Source organism: Limnohabitans sp. TS-CS-82 (assembly GCF_002943475.1).
In genome coordinates this window covers 52,574-76,385 of the sequence record NZ_PTQX01000014.1, presented here as the reverse complement: position 1 = coordinate 76,385, position 23,812 = coordinate 52,574, and the positions used below count along the sequence as shown (strand labels likewise).

Here is a 23,812-nt window from a genome sequence, read left to right as displayed (position 1 = left end):
AATCATAAGGAAGCACCCGATGAGACAGCGTCAAGCACATGACACCCTCGATTTCTACAACGCCATGCAGCAAGGCTTCGGCTGGGCCGTGCCCGAGCACGTCAACATTGCCGAGCTGTGCAGCCGTCGCTGGGCCGCTTTGCCCGACGCGGCACAGCGCGTGGCCATCGTGGCGCACCAAGCGGCACCTGCAGTCCAGGCCCATGCTGCACCGTTGACTTATAGCTACGCGGCGTTGCAGCAGGCCGCCGACGCGTTGAGCCATGTGTTGGTCGCGCAAGGCGTGCAGCGCGGTGACCGCGTGGCCATCGTCTTGCCCCAGCGCTTTGAGACGGCAGTGGCCTACATGGCGGTGCTGCAAATGGGCGCCGTGGCCATGCCCTTGTCGCTGTTGTTTGGCCCCGATGCCTTGGAATACCGCCTGCAAGACAGCGAAGCGGTGGCCGCCATTGTGGATGCGTCGTCGGTGGGCAACTTGTGGTCGGTGCGCGAGCAGTGCCCCGCCTTGCGTGACGTGATTGGCATTGATCTCGAAAGCGCCGACGACATGCTGCGTGTGGAGGTGGACTACGCCAGCGCCATCGCTGACCAGCAGCGCCAATTCACCGCCGTGCAAACCAAGGCCGACGAAGCGGCGGTGTTGATCTACACCAGTGGCACCACGGGGCCGCCCAAGGGAGCACTCATTCCGCACCGCGCTTTGATCGGCAACCTCACGGGCTTTGTGTGCAGCCAGAACTGGTTTGGTTTTTCAACCGATTCACCGACCGATGCAGGTCGTCAGCCAGCAGGCGAGAGCCAAGCCGTGTTTTGGTCGCCCGCCGATTGGGCGTGGACCGGCGGTTTGATGGATGCTTTGTTACCCACCCTCTACTTTGGCCGCCCCATCGTGGCGTGGAACGGGCGCTTCAGCCCCGAGCTGGCCTTCACCCTGATGCAGCAGCACGGGGTCACACACACCTTTTTGTTCCCCACCGCGCTCAAGGCCATGATGAAGGCCTTTCCTACGCCCAGCGCTCAGTTCAAACTCAAGCTGCAAGCCATCATGAGTGCCGGCGAGGCCGTGGGCGACGCGGTGTTTGGCTATTGCCAAGCGCAGCTGGGCGTCACGGTGAACGAGATGTTTGGCCAAACCGAGATCAACTACATCGTGGGTAACTGCGCCATGAACGGCCAACCACGCGACGGCATTGGCTGGCCCGCCAAGCCCGGCAGCATGGGCAAAGGCTACCCCGGCCACCGCGTGGCGGTGATCGACGACAACGGCCAAGAATGTGCCGTGGGCGTGCCCGGCGACGTGGCCTTGCACCGATTCAACCAACATGGCCAGCCCGACCCCATTTTCTTTTTGGGCTATTGGAAAAACCCAGCGTCCACCGACAAGAAGTACACGGGCGACTGGTGCCGCACCGGCGACATCGCCACCCGCGATGCCGACGGCTATCTTTGGTACCAAGGCCGTGCGGACGACGTGTTCAAGTCAGCCGGTTACCGCATTGGCCCCAGCGAGATCGAAAACTGTTTGGTCAAACACCCCGCTGTCGCCAATGCCGCCGTGGTGCCCAAGCCCGACCGCGAGCGGGGTGCCTTGGTCAAAGCCTATGTGGTGTTGGCGGCAGGTTTTGAAGCCTCAGACGCCTTGGTGTACGAGCTGCAAACCCATGTACGTGGCCAGCTGGCGCCCTATGAATATCCCAAAGAGATTGAGTTCACGCCTGAACTGCCCATGACCACCACCGGCAAGGTGCAGCGTCGTGTCTTGCGCTTGCAAGAAGAGGCCCGCGCCAAGCTTTAGACTTGCTAGCTTTTGAAAACCCCCTTTGTTGGAGTTGTTCCCATGACTTTCCCCCTCGTTCAGCTGGGCACCAGCGACTTGCGCGTGACCCCCATTTGCTTGGGCACCATGACTTTTGGTGAACAGGTGAACGAAGCCGATGCCCACGCCATCCTCGACCGTTCGCTGGCGCGTGGCGTGAACTTCATCGACACCGCCGAGATGTATGCCGTGCCCGCCAAAGCCGAGACCTGTGGCGCAACCGAGACCATCATTGGCAACTGGTTTGCCAAAAACCCAGGCGCTCGCAACCAACTGGTGTTGGCCACCAAAGTGGCGGGCCCCTCACGCGGCATGCCTTGGATTCGCGAAAACAGCGGCATGAATGGGCAAGACATCTTGGCCGCCTGCGATGCCAGTTTGCGCCGCTTGCAGACCGATGTCATCGACCTCTACCAAATTCACTGGCCCGAGCGCCATGTGCCGGCGTTTGGCATGGCCTATTACGACCCCAGCAAAGAAAAATCGGTCACCTCCATTCACGAGCAACTCGACGCCTTGGCTCAGTTGGTCAAAGCGGGCAAGGTGCGCTATGTGGGCTTGTCCAACGAGACGCCTTATGGCGTGCATGAGTTTGTGCGCTTGGCCGAGCAACATGGCTTGCCCCGTGTGCAGACGGTGCAAAACCCGTATTGCTTGCTCAACCGCACCTATGAAAACGCGTTGGACGAAACCTGCCACCGCTTGAACGTGGCCTTGCTGGCTTATTCGCCTCTGGCGTTTGGCCTGTTGACCGGCAAATACGACGAAGGCGGCATTGACGGCCCCACCGCACCGCAAGGTGCGCAAGGCGGCCGCATGTCGGCCTACGAGAGCATGCGCAAGCAACGCTGGGGCCGCCCCGAAGCCTTGGCCGCTGCTCGCCGCTACAACACCTTGGCCCGCGACAACGGCATGACCCCCACGCAAATGGCCTTGGCGTTTTGTTACACCAAGTGGCAAGTGGCCAGCACCATCATTGGCGTCACCTCGGTGGCGCAGTTGGATGCCGACTTGGACGCGTGGGGCACCACCTTGTCGCCCGAGGTCTTGGCCGCCATTGACGCCATTCGTTGGGACGTGCGCGACCCCGCGCTTTGATGGAAGTTGTTTATGTTTTCTGATTCTTCAACGGTCATGCTGCTCGTCGTGGGCGCGTACTTGGTGGGCTCTTTGTCGTTCGCGGTCATCGTCAGCCGCGTGATGGGCTTGGACGACCCTCGCACCTACGGCAGCCAAAACCCAGGCGCCACCAACGTGCTGCGCTCGGGCAACAAAAAAGCGGCCATCGCCACTTTGCTGTTTGATGCCCTCAAAGGCTACTTTCCTGTGTTGTTGGTCAAGCTGTATGGCCCCGACTTTGGCTTGGACGATCGCGCTGTGGCGCTGGTGGCCATCTCGGCCTTCATCGGCCATTTGTGGCCCGTGTTCTTTGGCTTCAAAGGCGGCAAAGGCGTGGCCACGGCGGCTGGCGTGTTGTTTGGTGTGGAGCCCATCTTGGGCGCTGCAACCATGGGCACGTGGCTGATCGTCGCCTTCTTCTTTCGCTACTCCTCACTCGCCGCACTGGCCGCCTCGGTGTTTGCCCCTGCGTACTACTGGCTAGGCGACAAAGTGGCTTGGGCCACCAGCGACGCCGAGTTGTTGGCTGTTGTGGCGATGAGCGCCTTGCTGCTGATGCGCCACAAAGACAACATCGCCCGTTTGGTGGCGGGGCAGGAGACGCGGATTGGGGCGAAGAAGGCGGCGGCTGAAACCGAGTCTGACGCGTCTTAAGTCAACGGCACTTGCCGTTGCATCGCAAGACAAAGGGCCTCACGCGTGAGGCCCTTTTGTTTGAGTCAAACCTGGTCGATTTACAAGGCTGGGTAATCCGTGTACCCCACAGCCCCAGGCGCATAAAACGTTTTGGGCACGGCTGCATTCAGCGGTGCGTTGAGTTTGAGGCGTTGCACCAAGTCGGGGTTGGCGATGTAGGGGCGGCCAAAGGCGATGGCGTCGGCACGGTCTGAGGCTATGGCGTCAATGGCCATGTCGCGGGTGTAGCCGTTGTTGGCGATGTAGGTGCCTTTGAAGGCTAGGCGCGCACCGGCGTAGTCAAAGCCCGGCACGTCGCGTGGGCCACCGGTGGAGCCTTCGACGAAGTGAATGAAGGCAATGCCGCGTTTGTTGAGCTCTTCCACCAAATGGCCAAACACGGCTTGGGGGTGGCTGTCGGACGAGTCGTTGGCAGGGCTGACAGGCGAGAGGCGAATGCCCACGCGGCCCGCGCCGATTTCGGCCACACACGCATCGACCACTTCGAGTGCAAAGCGGCAGCGGTTTTCGACCGAGCCGCCGTAAAGGTCGGTGCGGTGGTTGGCCCCATCACGTAGAAACTGGTCGACCAAATAGCCATTGGCACCGTGAATTTCCACGCCGTCAAAACCGGCACGCATGGCGTTGGCTGCGCCGCGGCGGTATTGGTTCACCACCTCTTGAATTTCTGCCACGCTCAAGGCATGGGGCACGGGCGCGTCTACTTTTCCGTTGCGGGTGTAGGCGGCAATTTTTGGTTGTACGGCCGATGGCGCGATGGGCTGTGCGCCGCCAGTCAAGTCGGGGTGGGTGATGCGGCCTACATGCCATATTTGCGCCACGATTTTGGAGCCCGCGTCGTGCACGGCTTGGGTGATGGGCTTCCAGCCTGCCACCTGTTCGTCCGAGTAAATGCCGGGCGTGGCCATGTAGCCCTTGCCCTGTGGCGACACCTGTGTGCCCTCGCTGATGATCAGGCCCGCGTTGCTGCGTTGGCGGTAGTACTCAATGTTGATGTCGCTGCCGGGAATGTCGCCCGCCGGTTCGTCGGCACGGCAGCGCGTCAAGGGCGCCATGACCACGCGGTTGGCCACCTCTATGTCGCCGATGCGGGTGGGTTGAAAGAGTTTCAAGGTGTCAGCGGTCATGGATGTGTTTTTTAAAGTGAAGGAGCTCAGGCACTGTAAGCCAAGCCCGAGGCCACGCCGCCAAACAAGTCGCCTTCCACCATCGCCACGTTAGGAAATGCGTGCTGCAAAGCGCGTTGGAATGGGCGCAAGGCTGAGGAGCCTCCGGTCAGGTACATCGCATCAATGCCTGTGTGGGCCAAGCCTGCAGCTTTGACGCAATCTTGTGCACAGGCCACGGTGCTTTGCAGCAAGGCGTCTAAGTTGCTTTGCATGTGAGAGGCATCGAGCGGGGCACTCAAATGGGCTTCTAGGCAAGACAGATCCACCGAGGTGTTGGCGTCGGTCATGGAGCAGCGAATTTTGGCTTGCTCTACCTCGTGCGCGATGTGGTGCCCGTGTCGTTCGGTGAGCACGCACATCAATCGTTCGTGCAGTCGCGGGTCGTTGTAATTGGTGCGTAGCGCTTTGGCTTGGTTGATGGCGCGGGGCTGGTACAGCCAGTTGATCAAGTGCCACGTGGACAAATCAAAAAACAAGTTGCTGGGCACCATGCGCTCTTGTGGGCCGAGGTGGCGGTAGCCCAGAAGTGGCATCACGTTTTCTAGGCTGAGCTTTTGGTCAAAGTCGGTCCCGCCAATGTGTACGCCGGTGGTGGCCAAGATGTCTTGGGTGCGGTCGGGGCGGGCGATGCGGTCTGGCCCCAAACGCACCACGGTGAAGTCCGAGGTGCCACCGCCCAAGTCGACCACCAGCACGGTGCTCTCGCGGGAGAGACGGCGTTCGTAGTCCAGCGCAGCGGCGATGGGCTCGAGTTGAAACGACACCTCGTCAAAGCCCACGGCTTGCGCGGCTTCACGCAGCGATTGTTCGGCCTGGGCGTCACGCCCCGCATCGTCGTCCACAAAGTGCACGGGGCGGCCCATGACCACGCGTTGGGGCGCGAAGCCCAGCGTGTGCGTGGCGCGGTCGCGCAGGGTGGCGAGGAAGGTGGCCACGATGTCTTGAAAGCTCACTTGGCGGTTGTGGATGAGGGTGGTTTCCATCAACAACGGGCTGCCCAGCAGACTTTTGAGCGAGCGCATCAAACGGCCTTCGGTGCCTTCGAGGTAGAGGCCAATGGCTTCACGGCCAAAGTGGGTGGTGCCGTCTTCGGCGTTGTAAAACACCGCAGTGGGCATGGCCAAAGCCTCGCCTTCTAAGGGAATGAGGCGTGCGGTGCCTTGGGGGCTGGCCCACGACACGGCCGAGTTGGACGTGCCAAAGTCAATGCCGAGGGTGCCTTGGCGGGAAGAGGTCATAACTTCAAAAGAAAAAGCATGGGTTCACCCCGCTGCAAGGTGCGCGGGGCGAGCCAGAGGTGTGAAAAAGGAAAACCGTGTGCGGGCGGAGCCGCCGTGCGTCAGTCGCTCAGTTTGAGGCTGCACTTGTCACCACTGGCGGGGCGCTCAATGGTGATGCAGGCCAAGTTGGGCAGGCTGTCTTTGAGTTGTTTGTGCAAGAAGAGGCATAAGTTCTCTAAGGTGGCAGGGCCGATGCCTTCGACTTCGTCGAGGAAGTGGTGGTCCAGCGTGAGGCGAGCTTTTTCGACTTCTTGGCGCAAGAAGCCAAGGTCCATCATCATGCCGGACTCAGGATCTGGCATGCCCGCAATCGTCACTTCAACGTGGTAGGTATGGCCGTGGATGCGCAAGCTGCCCTCAGCGTCGATTTTGCGGCGCAGGGTGTGGGCGGCTTCAAAGTAAAAGCGTTGGCTGAGTTCAAATTTCATCGGATGCCGATCAACTTATGGGTTTGCACGCTCAAGCGCCATTGCGGGTGGTTTTGGCAATAGGCGACGGCGTCAGCAGTGTTGACTGCCGCGAGCGGGCCGTCCATCGGTTGGAGGTAAAAGTTTTCAAAATCCAGCGCGGCGAACTGCTCGGGCAGGGCGGTGGCTTGGGGGTAGACCAGCTTGAGCTCTTGGCCCGAGGTCACCACTTGCTTGCTGCCGGCTTTCGGGCTGACGCACAGCCAGTCAATGCCCGCGGGCGGCAGCACGGTGCCGTTGGTTTCCACCGCGATGGTGAAGTGCAGGGCGTGCAAAGCGTCGACCAGCGCGGTGTCGACTTGCAGCAAGGGCTCGCCGCCGGTCAGCACCACAAAGCGGTGTTGGGTGTCGTGGGCGGGCCAAAAACTGAGGATGGTGTCGGCCAAGGCTTGGGCCGATTCAAACTTGCCACCGGCCGTGCCGTCGGTGCCCACAAAGTCGGTGTCGCAGAACTGGCACACGGCGTTGGGGCGGTCTTCTTCACGGCCGGTCCACAAATTGCAGCCCGCAAAACGGCAAAACACGGCGGGTTGCCCCGCGTTCGCCCCTTCGCCTTGCAAGGTGTAGAAAATTTCTTTCACGCTGTATGTCATGCCGCTATTTTCGCAGCAAGTGGGGGCGGGCTTGAAAGATGTCGCTGTTGTACTGTGGATGCAAGTTTTTTGAGGCAATATGGCGCGTTATGACATGCACCTCATACCCCCACCCCCTCCGTCAAAGGTCGCCCTTATGCGAAGCCTCCGGCCCCGTTCATTCCTTCAAGGCTGCAAGCGCCAAGCTTGCGCGCTCATGTTGAGCGTGCTCGGCGCGGCCAGCGCCTCGGCACAAATGGTGCAGCACTTTGCCCCCACGGGCGTGTTGCGTGCCGCGATTAACTTGGGTAACCCCATCTTGGCCCAAAAAGACGCCACCACCGGCTTGCCCGTAGGCGTGTCGGTCGATCTGGCCACGGGCTTGGCTCAACGACTGGGCGTGCCTTTGCAACTGGTGGTGTTTGATGCCGCCGGCAAGTCGGTCGACGCGGTGAGTACCGAACAGGCCGACATTGGGTTCTTTGCCATCGACCCTTTGCGCGGCAATGCCATTGCCTTCACCCCGCCTTATGTGCTGATTGAGGGCAGTTATTTGGTGAAGCAAGAGTCACCCCTCAAGCACAACGACGAGGTGGATCAAGCCAAGCACACCGTGGTGGTGGGCAAAGGCAGTGCTTACGACTTGTACTTGAGCCGCGAACTCAAACACGCCCAATTGCTGCGCAGCCCCACGTCGCCCACGGTGGTCGACTTCTTTGTGGTCAACGGTGCCGATGTGGCGGCTGGCGTGAAGCAGCAGCTCGAAGCCGATGCCCAGCGCGTGCCGAATTTGCGTTTGTTGCCTGGCCGCTTCATGGTCATTTCACAAGCCATGGGACTGCCCAAAAGCCGTGGTGACGAGGCCGCCAAGTATTTGAGCCAGTATGTAGAAGAGATGAAAGCCAGTGGCTTTGTCGCCCAAGCGCTGAAGAAACACCGCATTGAGGGGGCTGCGGTGGCTCCGGCTTCGTTGAGTTTTTAAGGCGCAGTGGTATGGACGGTTTGATGTTGCCTGCCGCAACGGGTTTGCATATCGGCATTGAAGTCGCCGGAACTTTGGCTTTTGCGCTCTCGGGCATTGTGGAGGCCGCACGTAAAAAGCTCGATGCCGTCGGCGTGTGTGTGGTAGCAGGCGTGGCGGCATTTGGTGGCGGCACTTTGCGCGATGTGTTGCTAGACCGCCGCCCGCTGTTTTGGATTGAGCAGTCTTGGTATGTGTGGTGCCTGCTGATTTTGTGCATCACCGCCATGCTGCTCATGCGTGCCAAACACTTTCGGCCCACACAAACTTCCATGCAATGGCCCGATGCCTTAGGGCTGGGTTTGTTTGCGGCCAGTGGCACCCAAATCGCGTTGGGCATGCACATGCCCGCCTTGATCGCGGTGCTGATGGGCGTGATCACCGCCACTTTTGGCGGCGTGCTGCGTGACATTGTGTGCAACGAAATTCCTACGGCCTTTCACGACCATCACCCTTACGCGGTGTGCGCGTTTGCGGGTGGGTGGGTGGTGGTGCTGTTGCAGTGGTTGGGGTTTGACCCCGATTGGGTGGTCGCCTTGGGCGCTGCCACGGCCACGCTGCTGCGATTGGCGGCGTTGTATTTTGAATGGCGCTTGCCCACTTGGAAGTTGGACGGGGACGACTGAGCCTTGTCCCCGCTTCAGGCCAAGCTGCAGAGCTTATTCGGCGACGATGCCTTTGAGCTGAATCACGCGGCCCCAGCGTGGGTAGTCTTTGGCCACGATGGCGCCCAATTCTTCAGGCGTGGAGGCGCTGGCATCTAAGCCCGCCTTGCCCAAAATTTCTTTCACTTGGGGCTGCTGCAAGATGCTGGCGAACTCGGTGTTGAGTTTGTTTACCGTTGCCGCAGGTGTTTTGGCGGGGACGAAAAAGGCGTACCAAAGGTCCACGTCAATTTCTTTGTAGCCCAGCTCTTGGAAGGTGGGCACATCGGCCGCCACGGGGTGACGCTTGGTGCTGCCCACGGCCAAGGCATTGAGCTTGCCTGACTTCACGAAGCCTTGTGCCACATGCACAGGCAAGAAGCCCACCATCAACTCACCTGCCAACAAGTCTTGCGTGTAACCGGCCGTGCCACGGTAGGGCACATGCAGCATGAAAGCCTTGGTCTCCAGTTTGAACAACTCCATGGCCATGTGGTGGGGTGTGCCCACGCCAGGTGAGCCAAACGACACAAAGCCGGGCTTGGCTTGCGACAAAGCCACCAAGTCTTTCACCGACTTGATGCCCGTCTTGGGGTTGGCCACCATCATCAAGGTGCCGTAGGCCGACATCGACACGGGAGCGAAGTCTTTGGTGGGGTTGAACGACGCATTTTTGTAGAGCTGCGAGGCAATCAACATGGTGTTAGCGCCCATCAAAATGGTGTTGCCATCGGGAGCGGCTTTGGCGACAAAGTCAGCCCCAATGTTGCCGCTGGCGCCGGGCATGTTTTGCACCACCACGGTTTGGCCCATTTTTTCAGCCAGCTGCGCTTGCACGGTGCGGGCAATGGTGTCCATGCCGGTGCCTGGCGTGAAGGGCACGATGATTTTGATCGGGGCGGTGCTGGACTGCGCGAAAGCGCTGCAGGCCAGCACGAGGCTGGCGCCGCAAAGCAGCACACGTTGGCGTAAGGTGATGCGATTCATCATGGGCTCCTTCATAGCGTTCTGGCTGGAATCTTGAACAAAGCTTCGGCGTTGCTCTGGTAAAACTTTTTCTTGGCGGCTGGGTTCATGTCCATGCCGTCCAGCGCGTGCACTTCGTCGATGGCGTATTGGTAGGGGTAGTCCATCGCATAGAGCACGCGGCCTTCGCCCACCACGTCTTGGGTGAACGCAATGGCTTTGTGCCACGCCATGCCGCTGCAGGTGATGTGGAAGTTGTCGCGCAGGTAGTCGCTGGGTTTGCGCTTCAACGGTTTGACGCTTTCGTAGCGGTTGGAGCGCACGGTTGCGGCATGCATGTAGTCCAAGCGATAGGCCCAAAACGGCAGCGCTTCGCCCATGTGGCCCAAGATCACTTGCAACTTAGGGAAGCGGTCAAACACGCCTGAGGTGATGAGCTTCAAGGCATGCAAGCCGGTCTCTACACCAAAGCCATATACCGCGCCATCCAAACCCGACTCCAAGAACGGCTGAATCATGTTGGCAGGCGGCGTGTTGGGGTGCAGGTAGATGGGGGTGTCGTGGGCCTGCGCGGCTTCAAAGATTTCCCAAAACTTGAGGTCCGACAAATACTCACCGTGGGTGTGTGAGTTGATGATGACCGAGTTCATGCCGAGCTTGTTCACACCGCGTTCGATTTCTTGCGCGGCGGCGGCTGGGTCTTGCGGCGCGATGGCGATCATGCCCGCAAAGCGCGTGGGGTGACGCCGCACGCCTTCAGCCAATTCGTCGTTGGCAAATTTGGCGAACGACACGGCGGTGGCTGTGTCCATGCACTGCACGCCGGGAGAGGTGAGCGCAATGATTTGCATGTCGATGCCCGCATCGTCCATGTGGCCGAGGCGCACTTGGTCGAGGTCGGTCAGGCAGCGCATGATGTGCTTGGCGCGTTCGCTGGGGCTGCTCATGTAAAAGCCCATCAGGCTTTGAAAGCCGGGGTCGACATGGGGTTGCGCCAAGATGTTGCGGTAGATGTCCAGCATCTCGCTGGGGCAAAACGCTTCTTCGGTGGCGATGCGCAAATACGGCGCTTTGCCGGGGCGTTGGGTGTTGGGCAGTGACATGGGTTTAAACAATCTTGACGCTCAGAATTTATCGTGTGTGTTTCATGACTTGGCCGCAAAGCCAGCCACTTGTTTGTAGTTGTCGGAAATTTGGCGCAGCTCGGCTTGGCTGATCAAGTCGTCGATGTGGCCAAAGGGTTGGCCGTGGCTCAGGGCATCGGCCTTCATGATGATGGCGTCGGGCGGCACGGTGCGGTTGGTTTGCACAATCTTGGCGGTGGTGGGCAAGCGCAGGTCTTGGTACTGCTGCAAGGCAGCGACCACGTCGGTGGTTTTGCTCAACAGGTCGGCCAAGGTGCGTGCGTCAATCAAGCCTTGGGCCGAGCCGTTGGAGCCGCGTGGGTACATGGGGTGGGCGGCATCGCCCATCAAGGTGATGCGGCCAAAGCTCCATTGCGGCAGGGCGTCTTTGTCGACCATGGGGTACTCAAACACACGCTCAGCCGACAAGATCAAGTGGGGCACATCGAGCCACGGGAATTTCCAGTCTTTGAAAATGTCGATGCAGTCGCGTGCGTCGCCAGCTTTGTTCCAGTCGTTCATCTTGGTGTCTGGGCGTTGAATCTCGGCCATCCAGTTGATGAGTTGGTTGCCTTGGCCATCCACGTTGTCGACGATGGGGTAGATCACCATCTTGCCGGTGTCAATGGAGCCCACGCGCATGTAGCTCTTGCCCGTCAGAATGGGCTTGTGCACAGTCACACCGCGCCAGGTGTTGATGCCTGCAAAGCACACCTTGTCGTCGGGGAAGAACTGTTTGCGCACGGTGGAGTTCACGCCGTCGCAGGCCACGGCCACATCGGCTTGCACTTGGTGGGTGCCGCCAGAGGCCAACTCAAATGTCACGGTGGCGTGCTGTTCGGTTTGGTCCACGCGTATGCAGCGGTGGCCGGTGTGCACATGCTCGGTGCCCAAGCGTTTGACCACTTCGTCGAACAAGATGCGGTGCAATTTGCCACGGTGAATGCCGAGCTCCGGCGTGGCGTAACCGTCGTGACGGCCGCGCAGTTCTTTGTAAATGTATTGGCCGTAGCGGTTGTAAAACACGCTCTCCAAATTTTCAATGGCCACGGCTTCGAGTTGGGGCAGCACGCCCAAGGCGGCCAACTCTTTGGTGGCGTGGGGCAGCAGCGTGATGCCCACGCCCATTTCTTTGACCTCGGGCACGCTCTCGTACACATCGCAAGCGATGCCGCGTTCGTGCAGACCCAAGGCGAGACCCAAGCCTGCGATGCCTCCGCCAATAATGGCTACTTTGATGGCTGTCATCGTTTATCCCGATTCATGGGGTGATTTGGTTTGTTAGCATGCAAACGATTATTGTGGGCAGCCTCACCGCCGCGCATCCATAGAAACCCGAATTTATGAACCTCACCAACATGTACCAACGCCCTGGCTTTTTGCTCAGGCGCTCGCACCAAATTTCTGCCGCGATGTTTGAAAACGCCTGCGCGGGCGTGGGCCTGACGCAAGCGCAATACGGGGCACTGACGGTGCTGGCCAGCGAGCCTGGCATTGACCAAAGTCGTTTGGCCCGTGCCTTGGCGTTTGACAAAGTGACGGTGTTGCGCGTGCTGCGTGGCTTAGAAGAGCGGGGCTTGGTGGCGCGCGAAGTGTCGGCCAGCAGTCGTCGGCAAATGGCCGTTCAGCTGACCGCTGCGGGAAAGCGCTTGCTTAAAAAAGCAGAGGCGCCTGTGCATGAGGCGTATGAGCAGTTGATGGCGCCACTGAATGAGGCACAGCGCAAGCAATTGATTGGTTTGCTGCAAACGCTGACCGACAGTTTGGGGGACCAAGCGCGGGCCGCCTTTGTGCCCTTGCAACATGGCTGATCTGCCTGTTCTTTATTCGTTTCGACGTTGTCCTTATGCCATGCGCGCACGCTTGGCGTTGCGTGTCAGCGGTGTGGCGTACGAGCACCGTGAGGTGGCGCTGAAAGCCAAACCTGCACAGATGTTGGCGGCGTCGCCCAAAGGTACGGTGCCGGTGCTGTGCTTGCCGTCGGGTGAGGTGTTGGACCAAAGCTTGGACATCATGCGCTGGGCCTTGCAACACAAGGACCCAGAGGTTTGGCTGCCCCAGTCACCCGAGGCGCAAATCTTGGCCGAGGCGGGTATTGCGTTGAACGATGGCGCGTTCAAAGGCCATCTCGACCGTTACAAATACCCGCAGCGTTTTGGGTTGGAGAACGGGGTGCAGCACCGTGCGCTGGGCGCAGAGGTGTTGATGCAGTGGGAGTCGACATTGCAAGCGAATTTGCAAACCCATGCCCAAGCGCAGGCCTATTTGGCGGGCCCGCGGTGGGTTTTGCTCGACGCTTGCGTGGCCCCTTTTGTGCGCCAGTTTGCACGCACCGACCGGTTGTGGTTTGATACGCAGCCATGGCCTCAGTTGTCGCAATGGCTCATGGCATTTGAGAATTCAGAGGCGTTTGCTGAGGTGATGGGCAAGCATCCAGCTTGGCTGCCGCCATAAGCATGAGATGTACGCCAACCCTTGGTTGTTGGCTTAATCCGTAGACTTTAAAAAGTCCATCACCAACGCCCATTGCGCGGGCACATTCAGCGCTGGGGCATGGCCACAGCCTGCAATTTCCACCGTTTGCAACAGATCTTTCGTGCCTGGTCCGCGTGTGTGCATGGTTTGAAGGGTGTCGGTTGAAATCAAGTCAGAGTTGGCACCGCGCATGACCATGACAGGGATGTTCAGCGCGTCGTACTCGGTCCACATGGGGTACTCGGGCACTTCACGAAAAAACTGTTGGGTGATGTTCGGGTCGTAATGGGGCGTCACGCGGCCATCGGGCAAACGGCGGGTGGAGGTTTCGGTCAGGTGCGTCCACTGCGCGTCGGTGTGAAAGCCAAACGGTGCGTAGGCTTGGCGAAAGAAGGCTTCCAATTCGGGCACGGTGTCAAACGCAGGCGGCTGGCCTGCGTAGGCTTTGATGCGTTCTACCGCCGTGCTCGAAATTTCAGGCGCAATGTCGTTAAGCAGCAAACTGCGAATGCGTCCCTTGAACGCCGGCAACTCAAGGCCTGCCGCGCACACCAAGCCCAAGGCCCCGCCCATGGAGGTGCCAATCCAGTGGGCTTGGTCAATGTGCAAGCCGTTCATCAAATCTAAGGCTGTGCGGGCATAGGTGGCAAAGCTGTAGTCGTTGTGAGGGGCGTGGCTCCATTGACTCAGCCCTCGGCCAATGGTGTCGGGGCAAATCACGCGGTATTGGCCGCACAGCTGTTCGGCCAAGGCATCAAAGTCGCGGCCTGTGCGTGCCAAGCCGTGCCACGCGATGACCGCCGGCAGCGACGGGTCGCCCCATGCGGTGTAGTGGAGGTTGAAGCCGTGGCATTGCAAATAGTGAGAGCTGAATTTCATGGTGCGTTCAGTTTACGATTGCGCTATGCAATTGCAAGAAATTTTGTACTCTCAAGGCTTTGGTACGCGCCGTATTTGCGCGGGTTTGATTCAGCAGGGCCATGTGCAGGTCGACTTAGGCGAGGGCCTGGTGGACTGCGACAACCACCTCGAAGACGTGTCGGTCAAAGAGGGCTTGATGTACTCGGTGCAGAGCGTTCTTTGGCCGTACCACGACAAGGCCTATGTGTTGCTGCACAAGCCCGCGGGCTACGAGTGCTCGCACAAACCTTCGGCTTGGCCCAGCCTCTACACCTTGCTGCCACCCGCGCTGCGCCAGCGTCCGCAAAAAAGTGCGGTGCAAGGCGTGCAAGCGGTGGGACGCTTGGACCAAGACACCACGGGCATGCTGGTGCTCACCGACGATGGCCCCTTGATTCACCGCATGAGTTCACCGCGTCACCACGTGCCCAAGGTGTACGAAGTGACGACCGACGATCCGTTGGACGCCAAACAGGTGCAGCGCTTGCTCGATGGCGTGGTGCTGGACGATTCGCCCAAGCCCGTCAAAGCCGCCGCTTGTGAGGCAGTGGCCGATCACCACATGCGCCTGACGCTGACCGAGGGCAAGTACCACCAAGTCAAACGCATGCTGGCGGCGGTGGGCAACAAAGTGGTGGGGTTGCATCGCTCGCAAATTGGCGCCATGCCTTTGCCTGACGATTTGGCACCCGGCAAGTGGCGTTGGATTTCTGAGGATGAGTTGAAGCTGTTGGCGACCAATAGTTTGAAGGCACCCAGCGCTTAAGGCTTATCGCGTAAAAACGCGGTGATCAACGCCAGCGTCTGCGCGGGTTGATCGCGGTGCGGCGAATGACCGCAGGCGGGCAGGGCGTGCCGTTGAATCTCAGAGCTTGGCGCGATGTCTTCAATTTGCGCCAAGGTGCCGTAGGCGTCGTCCACACCTTGCAAGGCCAACACGGGGCAATGGATGGTTTGGCAGTCAGCCCGGATGTCAAAGCTTTGAAACCCTGGCGACAACCACACATCGTTCCATTGCCAAAACGCGGTGTCGACGTGGGCGTGAAATTTGGCCAAGCGTTCACGTAAAGGGCCATTCAGATAGGCTTCACGCGCCGCTTCAATGGCTTGGATGGACACCTTCTCCACTTTGACATGCGGTGCCATGACGATGCAGGCGCTCAACGGGTGGCGTGCGGCATGCAGCAAAGCGATGGTGCCGCCGTCGGAGTGGCCCACGAGCACGGGCGCTTCGAGCTGCAGCGTCTCGATCAGTTCAGGCAGCACATGCCAAGCTTCGTGGTGCATGTAGTCGGGGGGCAGCGCGTGGGTGCCGCGCACATCGGGAATGTCGTCCGACTGGCCGTAGCCGCGCCTTGAAAACACCACACCCGCACGCCCTGTGGCGTGACACACCTGTTCGGGCCAAAAACCTGCGCGGCTGCGCCACATCGCGACCGAGCCCAAGCCTTCGTGCAAAAACACCAAGGGCGCGCGGGCGGGGGCCCCTTGCGCAGGGGGAGGGGCGGCGATGCGCACCACTTCGAGGCGTACATCTTTGAGCTGAATCAAATCCATCGCCAGATATTAAGACGACATGGCGGATGGCGACAGGCGCGCTCGTTACACTTGAGACACGTTTTTCAAAGGTGTTTCCCCCGTGATTTTGTTTCAACGCGTGACGCTGGCCCTTGCGGCCACACTGGTTTTGGCTTGTTTTTCGGCACAGGCTGCCAACCCGATTTTTGTGCTCAATTCACAAGACGCCAACGTCAGCGTGATTGACCCCACCACATGGAAAGAAACCCACCGCATTGCCACGGGCAAAGAGCCGCATCACCTCTACCTCACGCCCGACGAAAAATCGGTCATCGTGGCCAACGCGGGTAGCGACTCGCTCACCTTCATCGACCCGCGTACCGCACAAGTGCAGCACATGATTCGCGGCACCTTGGACCCGTATCAGCTGCGTTTTTCGCCAGACATGAAGTGGTTTGTGACGGTGGCCAACCGTCTCAACCACATCGACATTTACCGCTGGGACGGCCAAGCGCTGACCTTGGCCAAGCGCATTCCTTCTGGCAAAACGCCCAGCCACATTTGGATTGACACCAAAAGCACCACGGCCTACGCCACCATGCAAGACAGCAACGAGTTGGTCGCGGTGGACTTGGCAACCCAAACCCTGAAATGGCGCGTCAAAACGGGCCAAATGCCCGCCGACGTGTTTGGCACGCCCGACGACAAACACCTCTTGGTGGGCCTGACCGGCGACGACCATGTGGAGGTCTACGACGTCACGGGCCCGCAAGCCAAGTTGGTCAAAACCATTCCAACGGGCCAAGGTGCACACGCCTTCCGTGCTTTGGGCGATGGTCGCCATGTGTTTGTGGGCAATCGCGTGGCCAACACCATCAACAAGATCGACTACACCACCTTGACGTCGGTGGCGCAGTTCAAAGCGCCCGGCGGTCCAGACTGCATGGAGGTCACGGCAGACGGCAAGTTGCTGCTGGTGTCTTCGCGTTGGATCAAAAAAGTCAGCGTGATTGACTTGAGCAACGGCCAGTTGTTGCGCCAAGTGAACGTGGGCAAATCGCCGCATGGCATTTGGACCTTGGACCACGCCAAGCGTTTTTAAGCGCCATGTTTTTGAACCATTTGTTGCGTCGTGGCGTGCCCAAGATAGCGCGCTATGGGCTGCTAGGTTTTTTGACCGTTTTGACCTCGGCGAGTGTGACGGCCCAAGCCGCCTCGCCTTGCAACAAACCGCTTTACCTGACCTTTGACACCGGCCACATGGGCGTCGCGCCTTTGATTGCCGATGTGTTGCAGCGTCAAAACGTGAAGGTCACCTTCTTTGCCGCCAATGAGCCCACGCAAGAGGGCGATGGCACCTTAGGCGAGCATTGGGCGAGTTGGTGGCGCGCACGCGGCGCCGAAGGCCATGCGTTTGCCTCGCACACCTTTGACCATGTGTATTGGCGTGCCGACGCAGGGCACGGCACTTGGCAGATGCGCCCCAGTGCGGGGCCGAACAAAGGCAAAACCGAGGTGTGGAACAGCCAGCGCTATTGCGCCGAGTTGCAACGCGCCAACACCCGTTTGCAGCAGTTGACGGGCCAAACCCCGCTGCCCTTGTTTCGTGCGCCTGGCGGTAAAACGTCCCCTTCGTTGTTGGCCGCGGCCAAGCAGTGCGGCTTTGGCCATGTAGGCTGGGCCGACGCAGGCTTCTTGGGTGACGAGTTGCCCAGCGACAAATACCCGAACGCTTTGTTGTTGCAGCGCGCCTTGAGCAAGGTGCGTTCTGGCGATATTTTGATGGCCCATTTGGGCATTTGGTCGCGTCAAGACCCGTGGGCGCCTACGGTGTTGGAGCCGCTGATTGAAGGCCTCAAAGCCAAAGGGTTTTGTTTCGCCACGCTGCCCTCGCATCCACAATTCAAGGCATGGACACGCTGACCGACCTTTTCGCCGCTGCACAAGCCGCCCTGTACGAAGGCGTGATGCAGCCCTTGGCCTTTGCTTTGGGGTTGGGCAACCGCTTGGAAGACTTGTTTGATGGCACGGGTTGGTTGCTGGTCGGTTTGCTGCAAATCGTGGTCATGTTGGCCGTGATCGGACCGCTGCAGCGCTGGCGCCCTGTCGAACCAGCCGCCCCAGCCAGTGCCGTGCGCACCGATGTGATTTACACCCTGATCCACCGTTTGGGCCTGTTTCGTATCGCTTTGTTTTTCACCATCGAGCCTGTGCTCGACGATTGGATGGGCTTGCTGCGCACGCAAGGCGTGGGTTCTTTCCACTTAGATGGTCTGTGGCCCGGTGTGACCGATGGCCCGTGGGCCAGTTTTTTGATTTATTGGCTGGCCTTTGACTTTTTGAACTACTGGCTGCACCGCGCTCAGCACCAGTGGCATTGGTGGTGGGCGTTGCATGCCGTGCACCATTCGCAGCGCCACATGACGCAGTGGACCGACAACCGCAACCACCTGTTGGACGACCTCATCAGCGCTGTGGTGTGGGTGCTGGTGGCGCAGGTGGTGGGCATTGCGCCCAGCCAGTTTGTGGCCGTGGTGGCGCTTACGCAACTCAGCGAAAACTTTCAGCATGCCAATTTAGCGGTGAGTTTTGGCAAATGGGGTGAGCGCCTGTGGGTGAGCCCGCGCTTTCATCGGCTGCACCACGCCATTGGTTTGGGCCATGAAACCCAGCAAAACGCGAAGGTGGTTTTGGGTGGTCATAACTTTGGCGTGTTGTTGCCTTGGTGGGACATGTTGTTTGGCACGGCCGATTTCTCTGAGCGCTTTGAGGCAACGGGGATTCGCGACCAAGTGGAACAAGGCGTGGATTACGGTGACGGCTTTTGGGCGCAGCAGCGCTTGGGGCTGACGCGACTGATGGCGGTTTTGAAGGGCCATGCTGGAAATTGACCGCCTCGGTTATGCTTTTCCAATGCGACTGTTTTTAGATTCTTTTTGGCGTGCTCTGGCTTATTGCCTGATGCCGCGCGTGATGCTGCTGTCTTTGCTGCCCTTGGTCATGCTGTTGGCGGTGACCTTGAGCTTGGGCTATTTCTATTGGCAACCCATGCAAGATTGGGTGCGCGGCATGCTGGACTCGTGGCAAATGCTGCAAAGCATGATGGATTGGCTGCAAGCGCGTGGCGCGGGCGGCTTACAAGGGGTGATGGTTCAGTTGGTGATCATTTTTGCCATCACACCCGTGCTGGTGATTGCCTCCTTGTTGGCCGTGTCTTTGATGATGTCGCCAGCCTTGGTTCATCTGGTGGTCGAACGCCGCTTTCAGCACTTGTCTCGCAAGCAAGGCGGCACGGTGATCAGCAGTTTGTTGTGGACCTTGGGCTCTACCTTGGCGGCCTTGTTGGCCATGTTGATTTCTTTGCCTTTGTGGGTGGTGCCGCCCTTGATGTTTGTGGTGCCGCCCTTGATTTGGGGCTGGCTGAGCTACCGTGTGATGGTGTACGACGCACTGTTGGCGCACGCCAGCCGTGAGGAGCGCCTCACGATTGGACGTCGCCATCGTGGATGGCTGTTGTTGATGGGCGTGTTGACGGGCTACATGGGCGCCTTGCCCAGCATGGTGTGGGCATCAGGCGCTTTTTTTGCGGCTGCGTTTGTGTTGCTGGTGCCTTTGGCCATTTGGATTTACGCCTTGGTCTTCGCGTTCACGTCCTTGTGGTTCACCCATTACAGCTTGGCGGCGTTGGAAAGTCTGAGGGCGGAGTCGGACTTTGTGGTGGTCGGCGCCTCCGAGCCGCTGCCCGCGCTAGCATTGACGGATGAACCACACGCCACACCCCCTGTCGTCTGAGACGCGCCCCGAATTTGGTCTGATCATCGTCGGTGACGAAATCTTGTCGGGCAAACGCGCCGACAAGCACATGCCCAAAGCCATTGAGTTGTTGTCTGCCCGCGGCCTCACGCTGGAGTGGGCCGATTACGTGGGCGATTCGCCCGAGCGCATCACGCGTACGCTGGCAAGGGCTTTTGAGAGCAACAGCATTGTGTTTTCGTGCGGCGGTATCGGCGCTACGCCGGACGACCACACCCGCCAATGCGCAGCGCGTGCATTGGGCGTTGACTTAGAACTGCACCCGCAAGCCGAAGCCTTGATTCGCGAGCGCATGCAAGACACGGCCAAAGAGCAGGGCATCCCCTACGAGCCCGACCGCGCTGACAACGTGCACCGCCTCAACATGGGCGTGTTCCCCAAAGGGGCCAGCATCATCCCCAACCCGTACAACAAAATTCCGGGTTTCAGCTGCCACGGCCAAGGCGGCGGCACGGTGCACTTTGTGCCGGGCTTTCCGGTCATGGCTTGGCCCATGATGGCTTGGGTACTCGACACGCATTACCCGCATTTGTTCCAGCACGAAGCGTGGATTGAAAAGTCAGTCGTGGTGTACGGCTCGATGGAGGCGACATTGACGCCTTTGATGGAAACCTTGGAGCGCGAACATGCCAGTGTCAAGGTGTTCAGCCTGCCCAGCGTGGACCACCCTGTGCATGGCCGCCACATTGAGCTCGGTGTGAAGGGCTCACCCGCGCAAGTGGCGTTGGCTTATCCCGCATTGTTGGCGGGCTTGCAGCCATTTGGTGTTGCGTTAGGCCCCGAATTGGTGCGCCCTTGAGTCTGCCTTATTTTGGTGCATGATGGATGAATTGCCTTATTTTGGTGCATTCAGTTTCGGGCTTTTTGTGCGTCAAACTGCAGACTTGCCGGTGAGTCTGCCCGAACTCGGTGCAAAATAAGCCCCTTCATGGGGGTGTGCATAGAACGATCAAGTTATTCATAACTTGGCACAGAAACTGCATTCTCAAACCTCGAAACACTTTTTAACCCAACCTACCCTAGCAGGAGAACTTGATGGCCAAGACCGTCGCAGACGTAATCAAAATGGTGAAAGAGAACGAAGTCAAATTCGTGGACTTCCGTTTCACCGACACCCGTGGCAAATGGCAGCACATCACTGCGCCCGTGTCGCAGTTTGACGAAAGCAAGTTCGAAGAAGGTCAAGCGTTTGACGGTTCTTCTATCGCAGGTTGGAAGGGCATTGAAGCCTCTGACATGTTGTTGATGCCCGATCCCAACAGCGCCATCATTGACCCCTTCTTTGAAGAAGTCACTTTGGTCTTGATCTGTGACGTGATCGAACCCACAGACGGCAAAGCCTACGAGCGTGACCCACGTTCGATCGCCAAGCGCGCTGAGTCTTTCCTCAAGCAGTCTGGCATTGGCGACACCGCTTACTTCGGTCCAGAGCCAGAGTTCTTCTTGTTCGACGAAGTGCGTTGGAGCACGGAGCCAAACAACACGTTCTACGCCATCAACGAATACGAAGCCCCTTGGAACAGCGGCGAGAAAATCGAAGGCGGCAACCGTGGTCACCGTAACCGCGTCAAAGGCGGTTACTTCCCCGTGCCTCCCGTCGACAGCACACACGACATGCGCAGCGAAATGTCGTTGTTGCTCGAATCTGTGGGCATCCCTGTCGAAGTGCACCACCACGAAGTGGCGGGCGCTGGTCAATGCGAAATCGGTACACGTTTCTCCACCTTGGTCGAACGCGCTGACTGGACATTGCTGCAAAAGTACGTGATCCACAACGTGGCCAACGCTTACGGCAAAACTGCCACGTTCATGCCTAAGCCTTACGCTGGCGACAACGGTTCTGGCATGCACGTTCACCAGTCCATCTGGAAAGACGGCAAGAACTTGTTCGCAGGCACTGGCTACGCTGGTTTGTCTGACTTGGCGCTGTACTACATCGGCGGCATCATCAAGCACGCCCGTGCTTTGAACGCCATCACCAACCCAGGTACCAACAGCTACAAGCGTTTGGTGCCTCACTTCGAAGCCCCTGTGAAATTGGCTTACTCGGCCAAGAACCGCTCTGCTTCGATCCGCATCCCTAACGTCGCCAGCGACAAGGGCCGTCGTGTGGAAGCGCGCTTCCCAGATCCATTGTGCAACCCTTACCTCGGCTTCGCAGCCTTGTTGATGGCTGGCTTGGACGGCATCGAGAACAAGATTCACCCCGGCGAAGCAGCCACCAAAGACTTGTACCACCTCCCTCCAGAGGAAGACAAGTTGGTGCCAACCGTGTGCTCTAGCTTGGACCAAGCTTTGGAAGCCCTCGACAACGACCGCGCCTTCTTGACCAAAGGCGGCGTGTTCACCGACTCGTGGATCGACGCTTACATCGAATTGAAGATGCAAGAAGTGACCCGCAGCCGCGTTGAAGTGTCTCCTGTCGAATACGACATGTACTACTCGCTGTAATTCGTTACAACGGTAGACACACAAAAAGGACGGCGCGAGCCGTCCTTTTTTGTTTCAATCGTGACTGGTTTTTAACTTGGGCTGACATGACCTGTATTGCATTGCCTCGCTTGCCGCTCAGACTTAGGTGCCTCTTCGTTGGCCCAGATCTGACGCGAGCACGGTCTGCCGTTTCATGGGGTCTTGTGCTGGCGCTGTGTGCCGTTCAATCCGTGCAGGCCGATTCACCACGCGTGTTTCGCTGCGGCAATGTGTACACCAACCAACCGGCACCCCATCAAAACTGCAAACCTTTGACGGGCGGCAATGTCACCGTGATTGAAGGCACGCAAGTGCAGACGTCCACCTTGTCAGGTTCAGCCGTTTCACCGGATGCACCGTCTTCCGCCGCGGTCGTCAGCGCCAACAAAGTAGAACCTCAAGCGCAGCGTCAGCGCGATGTGCAAGCGGGCCTGTTGCTGCAAACGGAGCTGCAAAAAGCCCAAATGCGTCATGCCGAACTCCTGCGCCTGTGGCGCAACGGCGAGCCTGAGCGGCAAGCCGATGAGCACCGACAACCCCAAAAATACCAAGAGCGTGTGGCCCAGCTGCGTGCTGCCTTGCAACGCAGCGAAGCCGATGTGGCCGGCCTGCAGCGTGAACTGGCACGCTTGTCCGCAACCTCCGTTGGAACAACCACACCATGACCCCGACACACATGTTTGATTTGCTCGCCACCCTCGTGGCGATTGTTCGCGTTGACGGCGTGGTGGTCTTCGCCAATGCCGCGCTTGAAGATGTGATGGGCTTGTCCCGCCGCAACATCGAAGGCACGCCGCTGTCGGGCTACTTCACCGAGACGCAGGCGTTTGACAACGCGTTGCAAGGCGCGCAAACCAACGCCTTTGCGGCCTTGCGTTACGACGCGCATTTGCGCCGTCCCAACCAAGAGCCGCTGCCCGTGCACGTCATCGTGGCGCCCAGCGATCGGGCCGATGAAGTGCTGGTGGAGCTCTTGCCCTTGGAGCAGCAGACCCGTCAAGACCGTGAAGAACGCCTGATCGATCAAGCGCAAGCCAACAAAGAGCTGATTCGCAACTTGGCCCACGAAATCAAAAATCCGCTGGGTGGCATTCGCGGTGCGGCGCAGCTGCTGCAAATGGAGGTGGAGAGCAAAGACCTCATCGAATACACCCAAGTCATCATTCATGAAGCAGACCGCTTGCAGGTGCTGGTCGACCGTTTGCTGGCACCGCACCGCCGCCCGCATGTGGTGGGCGATGTCAACATCCACGAGGTGTGCGAGCGCGTGCGCAGTTTGATCTTGGCCGAGTTCCCCAAAGGCCTGCGCGTGGTGCGCGACTACGACACGTCCATTCCCGAGCTGCGTGGTGACCGTGAGCAACTGATTCAAGCCGTGCTCAACATCGTGCACAACGCGGCACAAGCGCTGGTGGACCGCATCACAACAGGGGACGCGCAGATCATTTTGCGCACCCGCATCAACCGACAAGTGACTTTCAGCAAACAACGCTATCGGTTGGCACTGGAATTGCATGTGATAGACAACGGGCCCGGCATTCCGGAAGAAATCAAGGACAGGTTGTTCTTTCCCTTGGTTTCTGGACGAGATGGCGGATCAGGCTTGGGGCTGAATTTGGCACAAACTTTTGTGCAGCAGCACCACGGTTTGATTGAGTGCGACAGTGTGGTGGGACGCACAGATTTCAAAATCTTGATCCCTCTGCCTTGACGCATTCAACCCAAGGCCCATCTATGAATTTTGAGAAAGTAGCGCTGAC

Annotated in this window: 25 protein-coding genes; 16 read left to right on the top strand and 9 right to left on the bottom strand. The window is 59.1% G+C overall.

Annotation, left to right across the window (positions count from 1 at the left end; all coding sequences use genetic code 11):
• The first annotated feature begins 19 nt into the window (after nt 1-19).
• Genes C5F52_RS22780 through plsY form a run of 3 tightly spaced genes read left to right on the top strand, consistent with a single transcriptional unit; the run spans nt 20 to nt 3,589 of the window.
• The gene (locus C5F52_RS22780) at nt 20-1,795 is read left to right on the top strand and encodes an acyl-CoA synthetase (protein ID WP_236657979.1); all 1,776 of its coding nucleotides are present in this window, start codon (nt 20-22) and stop codon (nt 1,793-1,795) included.
• Between the two features lie 42 nt (nt 1,796-1,837).
• Complete coding sequence (locus tag C5F52_RS22775) at nt 1,838-2,914, top strand: aldo/keto reductase (protein ID WP_104800647.1); 1,077 nt, start codon at nt 1,838-1,840, stop codon at nt 2,912-2,914.
• 12 nt (nt 2,915-2,926) lie between these two features.
• Complete coding sequence (gene plsY / locus C5F52_RS22770; protein WP_104800646.1) at nt 2,927-3,589, top strand: glycerol-3-phosphate 1-O-acyltransferase PlsY; 663 nt, start codon at nt 2,927-2,929, stop codon at nt 3,587-3,589.
• A gap of 80 nt (nt 3,590-3,669) precedes the next feature.
• On the opposite strand, the gene C5F52_RS22765 is transcribed toward plsY, so the two are convergent.
• The 4 genes from C5F52_RS22765 to queE all read right to left on the bottom strand — a co-directional run bounded on the left by C5F52_RS22765 (nt 3,670) and on the right by queE (nt 7,140).
• A complete protein-coding gene (locus C5F52_RS22765) occupies nt 3,670-4,758 on the bottom strand; it encodes an alkene reductase (RefSeq protein ID WP_104800645.1) in 1,089 nt (362 codons plus the stop codon).
• Between the two features lie 26 nt (nt 4,759-4,784).
• Complete coding sequence (locus tag C5F52_RS22760; RefSeq protein ID WP_104800644.1) at nt 4,785-6,038, bottom strand: Hsp70 family protein; 1,254 nt, start codon at nt 6,036-6,038, stop codon at nt 4,785-4,787.
• 101 nt (nt 6,039-6,139) lie between these two features.
• Nucleotides 6,140-6,508, bottom strand: a complete 369-nt coding sequence (locus C5F52_RS22755; protein ID WP_100132651.1) for a 6-carboxytetrahydropterin synthase — start codon at nt 6,506-6,508, stop codon at nt 6,140-6,142.
• Nucleotides 6,505-7,140, bottom strand: coding sequence for a 7-carboxy-7-deazaguanine synthase (queE, locus tag C5F52_RS22750; RefSeq protein WP_104800643.1), 636 nt, complete (start codon nt 7,138-7,140; stop codon nt 6,505-6,507). Before queE ends, C5F52_RS22755 begins: the two co-directional genes overlap by 4 nt.
• Nucleotides 7,141-7,336: 196 nt before the next feature.
• Between queE and C5F52_RS22745 the strand changes: the two genes are divergently transcribed.
• Together C5F52_RS22745 and C5F52_RS22740 are read left to right on the top strand one after the other, a co-directional pair.
• Entirely contained in the window at nt 7,337-8,101 is a 765-nt protein-coding gene (locus C5F52_RS22745; protein ID WP_104800642.1) for an ABC transporter substrate-binding protein, read from the top strand.
• A gap of 11 nt (nt 8,102-8,112) precedes the next feature.
• Nucleotides 8,113-8,766 (top strand): trimeric intracellular cation channel family protein, encoded by a 654-nt coding sequence (locus C5F52_RS22740; protein WP_236657978.1) that lies wholly within the window; start codon nt 8,113-8,115, stop codon nt 8,764-8,766.
• A 33-nt stretch (nt 8,767-8,799) separates the two neighbouring features.
• On the opposite strand, the gene C5F52_RS22735 is transcribed toward C5F52_RS22740, so the two are convergent.
• From C5F52_RS22735 to C5F52_RS22725, 3 genes are read right to left on the bottom strand one after another with little or no spacing between them, the layout of a single operon-like run.
• Nucleotides 8,800-9,771, bottom strand: a complete 972-nt coding sequence (locus C5F52_RS22735) for a tripartite tricarboxylate transporter substrate binding protein (protein WP_236657977.1) — start codon at nt 9,769-9,771, stop codon at nt 8,800-8,802.
• Between the two features lie 11 nt (nt 9,772-9,782).
• Complete coding sequence (locus C5F52_RS22730) at nt 9,783-10,853, bottom strand: amidohydrolase family protein (RefSeq protein ID WP_104800641.1); 1,071 nt, start codon at nt 10,851-10,853, stop codon at nt 9,783-9,785.
• A 42-nt stretch (nt 10,854-10,895) separates the two neighbouring features.
• Nucleotides 10,896-12,113 carry a flavin-dependent oxidoreductase gene (locus tag C5F52_RS22725; protein ID WP_104800745.1) on the bottom strand — a complete coding sequence of 406 codons (1,218 nt, stop codon included), beginning with the start codon at nt 12,111-12,113 and terminating at the stop codon, nt 10,896-10,898.
• Nucleotides 12,114-12,217: 104 nt separating this feature from the next.
• Here C5F52_RS22725 and C5F52_RS22720 point away from each other — a divergent pair, with 104 nt between their 5' ends.
• Together C5F52_RS22720 and C5F52_RS22715 are read left to right on the top strand one after the other, a co-directional pair.
• The gene (locus C5F52_RS22720; protein ID WP_104800640.1) at nt 12,218-12,685 is read left to right on the top strand and encodes a MarR family winged helix-turn-helix transcriptional regulator; all 468 of its coding nucleotides are present in this window, start codon (nt 12,218-12,220) and stop codon (nt 12,683-12,685) included.
• Nucleotides 12,678-13,328: a glutathione S-transferase gene (locus C5F52_RS22715; protein WP_104800639.1), complete on the top strand. Its 651-nt coding sequence runs from the start codon at nt 12,678-12,680 to the stop codon at nt 13,326-13,328. Before C5F52_RS22720 ends, C5F52_RS22715 begins: the two co-directional genes overlap by 8 nt.
• Before the next feature lie 33 nt (nt 13,329-13,361).
• Here C5F52_RS22715 and C5F52_RS22710 read toward each other — a convergent pair whose 3' ends face one another.
• The gene (locus C5F52_RS22710) at nt 13,362-14,228 is read right to left on the bottom strand and encodes an alpha/beta fold hydrolase (RefSeq protein ID WP_104800638.1); all 867 of its coding nucleotides are present in this window, start codon (nt 14,226-14,228) and stop codon (nt 13,362-13,364) included.
• Between the two features lie 25 nt (nt 14,229-14,253).
• Between C5F52_RS22710 and C5F52_RS22705 the strand changes: the two genes are divergently transcribed.
• Nucleotides 14,254-15,015, top strand: a complete 762-nt coding sequence (locus C5F52_RS22705; protein ID WP_104800637.1) for a 16S rRNA pseudouridine(516) synthase — start codon at nt 14,254-14,256, stop codon at nt 15,013-15,015.
• On the opposite strand, the gene C5F52_RS22700 is transcribed toward C5F52_RS22705, so the two are convergent.
• The gene (locus C5F52_RS22700; protein ID WP_104800636.1) at nt 15,012-15,806 is read right to left on the bottom strand and encodes an alpha/beta fold hydrolase; all 795 of its coding nucleotides are present in this window, start codon (nt 15,804-15,806) and stop codon (nt 15,012-15,014) included. The two genes, C5F52_RS22705 and C5F52_RS22700, sit on opposite strands and share 4 nt — an antisense overlap.
• A 100-nt stretch (nt 15,807-15,906) precedes the next feature.
• On the opposite strand from C5F52_RS22700, the gene C5F52_RS22695 reads away from it, so the two are divergent.
• From C5F52_RS22695 to glnL, 8 genes are all read left to right on the top strand, one after another.
• Entirely contained in the window at nt 15,907-16,869 is a 963-nt protein-coding gene (locus tag C5F52_RS22695) for a YncE family protein (protein ID WP_236657986.1), read from the top strand.
• A 5-nt stretch (nt 16,870-16,874) separates the two neighbouring features.
• Nucleotides 16,875-17,690, top strand: coding sequence for a polysaccharide deacetylase family protein (locus tag C5F52_RS22690; RefSeq protein ID WP_104800635.1), 816 nt, complete (start codon nt 16,875-16,877; stop codon nt 17,688-17,690).
• On the top strand, nt 17,678-18,658 hold the full coding sequence (locus C5F52_RS22685; RefSeq protein ID WP_104800634.1) for a sterol desaturase family protein: 981 nt from the start codon (nt 17,678-17,680) through the stop codon (nt 18,656-18,658). The genes C5F52_RS22690 and C5F52_RS22685 overlap by 13 nt, the downstream gene beginning before the upstream one ends.
• Entirely contained in the window at nt 18,645-19,559 is a 915-nt protein-coding gene (locus C5F52_RS22680) for an EI24 domain-containing protein (protein WP_369953902.1), read from the top strand. Before C5F52_RS22685 ends, C5F52_RS22680 begins: the two co-directional genes overlap by 14 nt.
• Nucleotides 19,528-20,379 carry a molybdopterin-binding protein gene (locus C5F52_RS22675; protein WP_104800633.1) on the top strand — a complete coding sequence of 284 codons (852 nt, stop codon included), beginning with the start codon at nt 19,528-19,530 and terminating at the stop codon, nt 20,377-20,379. The genes C5F52_RS22680 and C5F52_RS22675 overlap by 32 nt, the downstream gene beginning before the upstream one ends.
• Before the next feature lie 236 nt (nt 20,380-20,615).
• Nucleotides 20,616-22,031 (top strand): type I glutamate--ammonia ligase, encoded by a 1,416-nt coding sequence (gene glnA / locus C5F52_RS22670; protein WP_104800632.1) that lies wholly within the window; start codon nt 20,616-20,618, stop codon nt 22,029-22,031.
• Between the two features lie 185 nt (nt 22,032-22,216).
• Nucleotides 22,217-22,717 carry a hypothetical protein gene (locus C5F52_RS22665; protein WP_104800631.1) on the top strand — a complete coding sequence of 167 codons (501 nt, stop codon included), beginning with the start codon at nt 22,217-22,219 and terminating at the stop codon, nt 22,715-22,717.
• A complete protein-coding gene (gene glnL, locus C5F52_RS22660) occupies nt 22,714-23,763 on the top strand; it encodes a nitrogen regulation protein NR(II) (protein WP_104800630.1) in 1,050 nt (349 codons plus the stop codon). The genes C5F52_RS22665 and glnL overlap by 4 nt, the downstream gene beginning before the upstream one ends.
• Nucleotides 23,764-23,812: the final 49 nt, after the last annotated feature.

What these genes read in the sequence shown, in the direction of transcription:
- C5F52_RS22780 (WP_236657979.1), top strand. Translation starts at nt 20, where the DNA reads ATGAGACAGCGTCAAGCACATGACACCCTCGATTTCTACAACGCCATG.
- C5F52_RS22775 (WP_104800647.1), top strand. Translation starts at nt 1,838, where the DNA reads ATGACTTTCCCCCTCGTTCAGCTGGGCACCAGCGACTTGCGCGTGACC.
- plsY (WP_104800646.1), top strand. Translation starts at nt 2,927, where the DNA reads ATGTTTTCTGATTCTTCAACGGTCATGCTGCTCGTCGTGGGCGCGTAC.
- C5F52_RS22765 (WP_104800645.1), bottom strand. Translation starts at nt 4,758, where the DNA reads ATGACCGCTGACACCTTGAAACTCTTTCAACCCACCCGCATCGGCGAC.
- C5F52_RS22760 (WP_104800644.1), bottom strand. Translation starts at nt 6,038, where the DNA reads ATGACCTCTTCCCGCCAAGGCACCCTCGGCATTGACTTTGGCACGTCC.
- C5F52_RS22755 (WP_100132651.1), bottom strand. Translation starts at nt 6,508, where the DNA reads ATGAAATTTGAACTCAGCCAACGCTTTTACTTTGAAGCCGCCCACACC.
- queE (WP_104800643.1), bottom strand. Translation starts at nt 7,140, where the DNA reads ATGACATACAGCGTGAAAGAAATTTTCTACACCTTGCAAGGCGAAGGG.
- C5F52_RS22745 (WP_104800642.1), top strand. Translation starts at nt 7,337, where the DNA reads ATGTTGAGCGTGCTCGGCGCGGCCAGCGCCTCGGCACAAATGGTGCAG.
- C5F52_RS22740 (WP_236657978.1), top strand. Translation starts at nt 8,113, where the DNA reads ATGGACGGTTTGATGTTGCCTGCCGCAACGGGTTTGCATATCGGCATT.
- C5F52_RS22735 (WP_236657977.1), bottom strand. Translation starts at nt 9,771, where the DNA reads ATGAATCGCATCACCTTACGCCAACGTGTGCTGCTTTGCGGCGCCAGC.
- C5F52_RS22730 (WP_104800641.1), bottom strand. Translation starts at nt 10,853, where the DNA reads ATGTCACTGCCCAACACCCAACGCCCCGGCAAAGCGCCGTATTTGCGC.
- C5F52_RS22720 (WP_104800640.1), top strand. Translation starts at nt 12,218, where the DNA reads ATGAACCTCACCAACATGTACCAACGCCCTGGCTTTTTGCTCAGGCGC.
- C5F52_RS22715 (WP_104800639.1), top strand. Translation starts at nt 12,678, where the DNA reads ATGGCTGATCTGCCTGTTCTTTATTCGTTTCGACGTTGTCCTTATGCC.
- C5F52_RS22710 (WP_104800638.1), bottom strand. Translation starts at nt 14,228, where the DNA reads ATGAAATTCAGCTCTCACTATTTGCAATGCCACGGCTTCAACCTCCAC.
- C5F52_RS22705 (WP_104800637.1), top strand. Translation starts at nt 14,254, where the DNA reads ATGCAATTGCAAGAAATTTTGTACTCTCAAGGCTTTGGTACGCGCCGT.
- C5F52_RS22700 (WP_104800636.1), bottom strand. Translation starts at nt 15,806, where the DNA reads ATGGATTTGATTCAGCTCAAAGATGTACGCCTCGAAGTGGTGCGCATC.
- C5F52_RS22690 (WP_104800635.1), top strand. Translation starts at nt 16,875, where the DNA reads ATGTTTTTGAACCATTTGTTGCGTCGTGGCGTGCCCAAGATAGCGCGC.
- C5F52_RS22685 (WP_104800634.1), top strand. Translation starts at nt 17,678, where the DNA reads ATGGACACGCTGACCGACCTTTTCGCCGCTGCACAAGCCGCCCTGTAC.
- C5F52_RS22680 (WP_369953902.1), top strand. Translation starts at nt 18,645, where the DNA reads ATGCTGGAAATTGACCGCCTCGGTTATGCTTTTCCAATGCGACTGTTT.
- C5F52_RS22675 (WP_104800633.1), top strand. Translation starts at nt 19,528, where the DNA reads ATGAACCACACGCCACACCCCCTGTCGTCTGAGACGCGCCCCGAATTT.
- glnA (WP_104800632.1), top strand. Translation starts at nt 20,616, where the DNA reads ATGGCCAAGACCGTCGCAGACGTAATCAAAATGGTGAAAGAGAACGAA.
- glnL (WP_104800630.1), top strand. Translation starts at nt 22,714, where the DNA reads ATGACCCCGACACACATGTTTGATTTGCTCGCCACCCTCGTGGCGATT.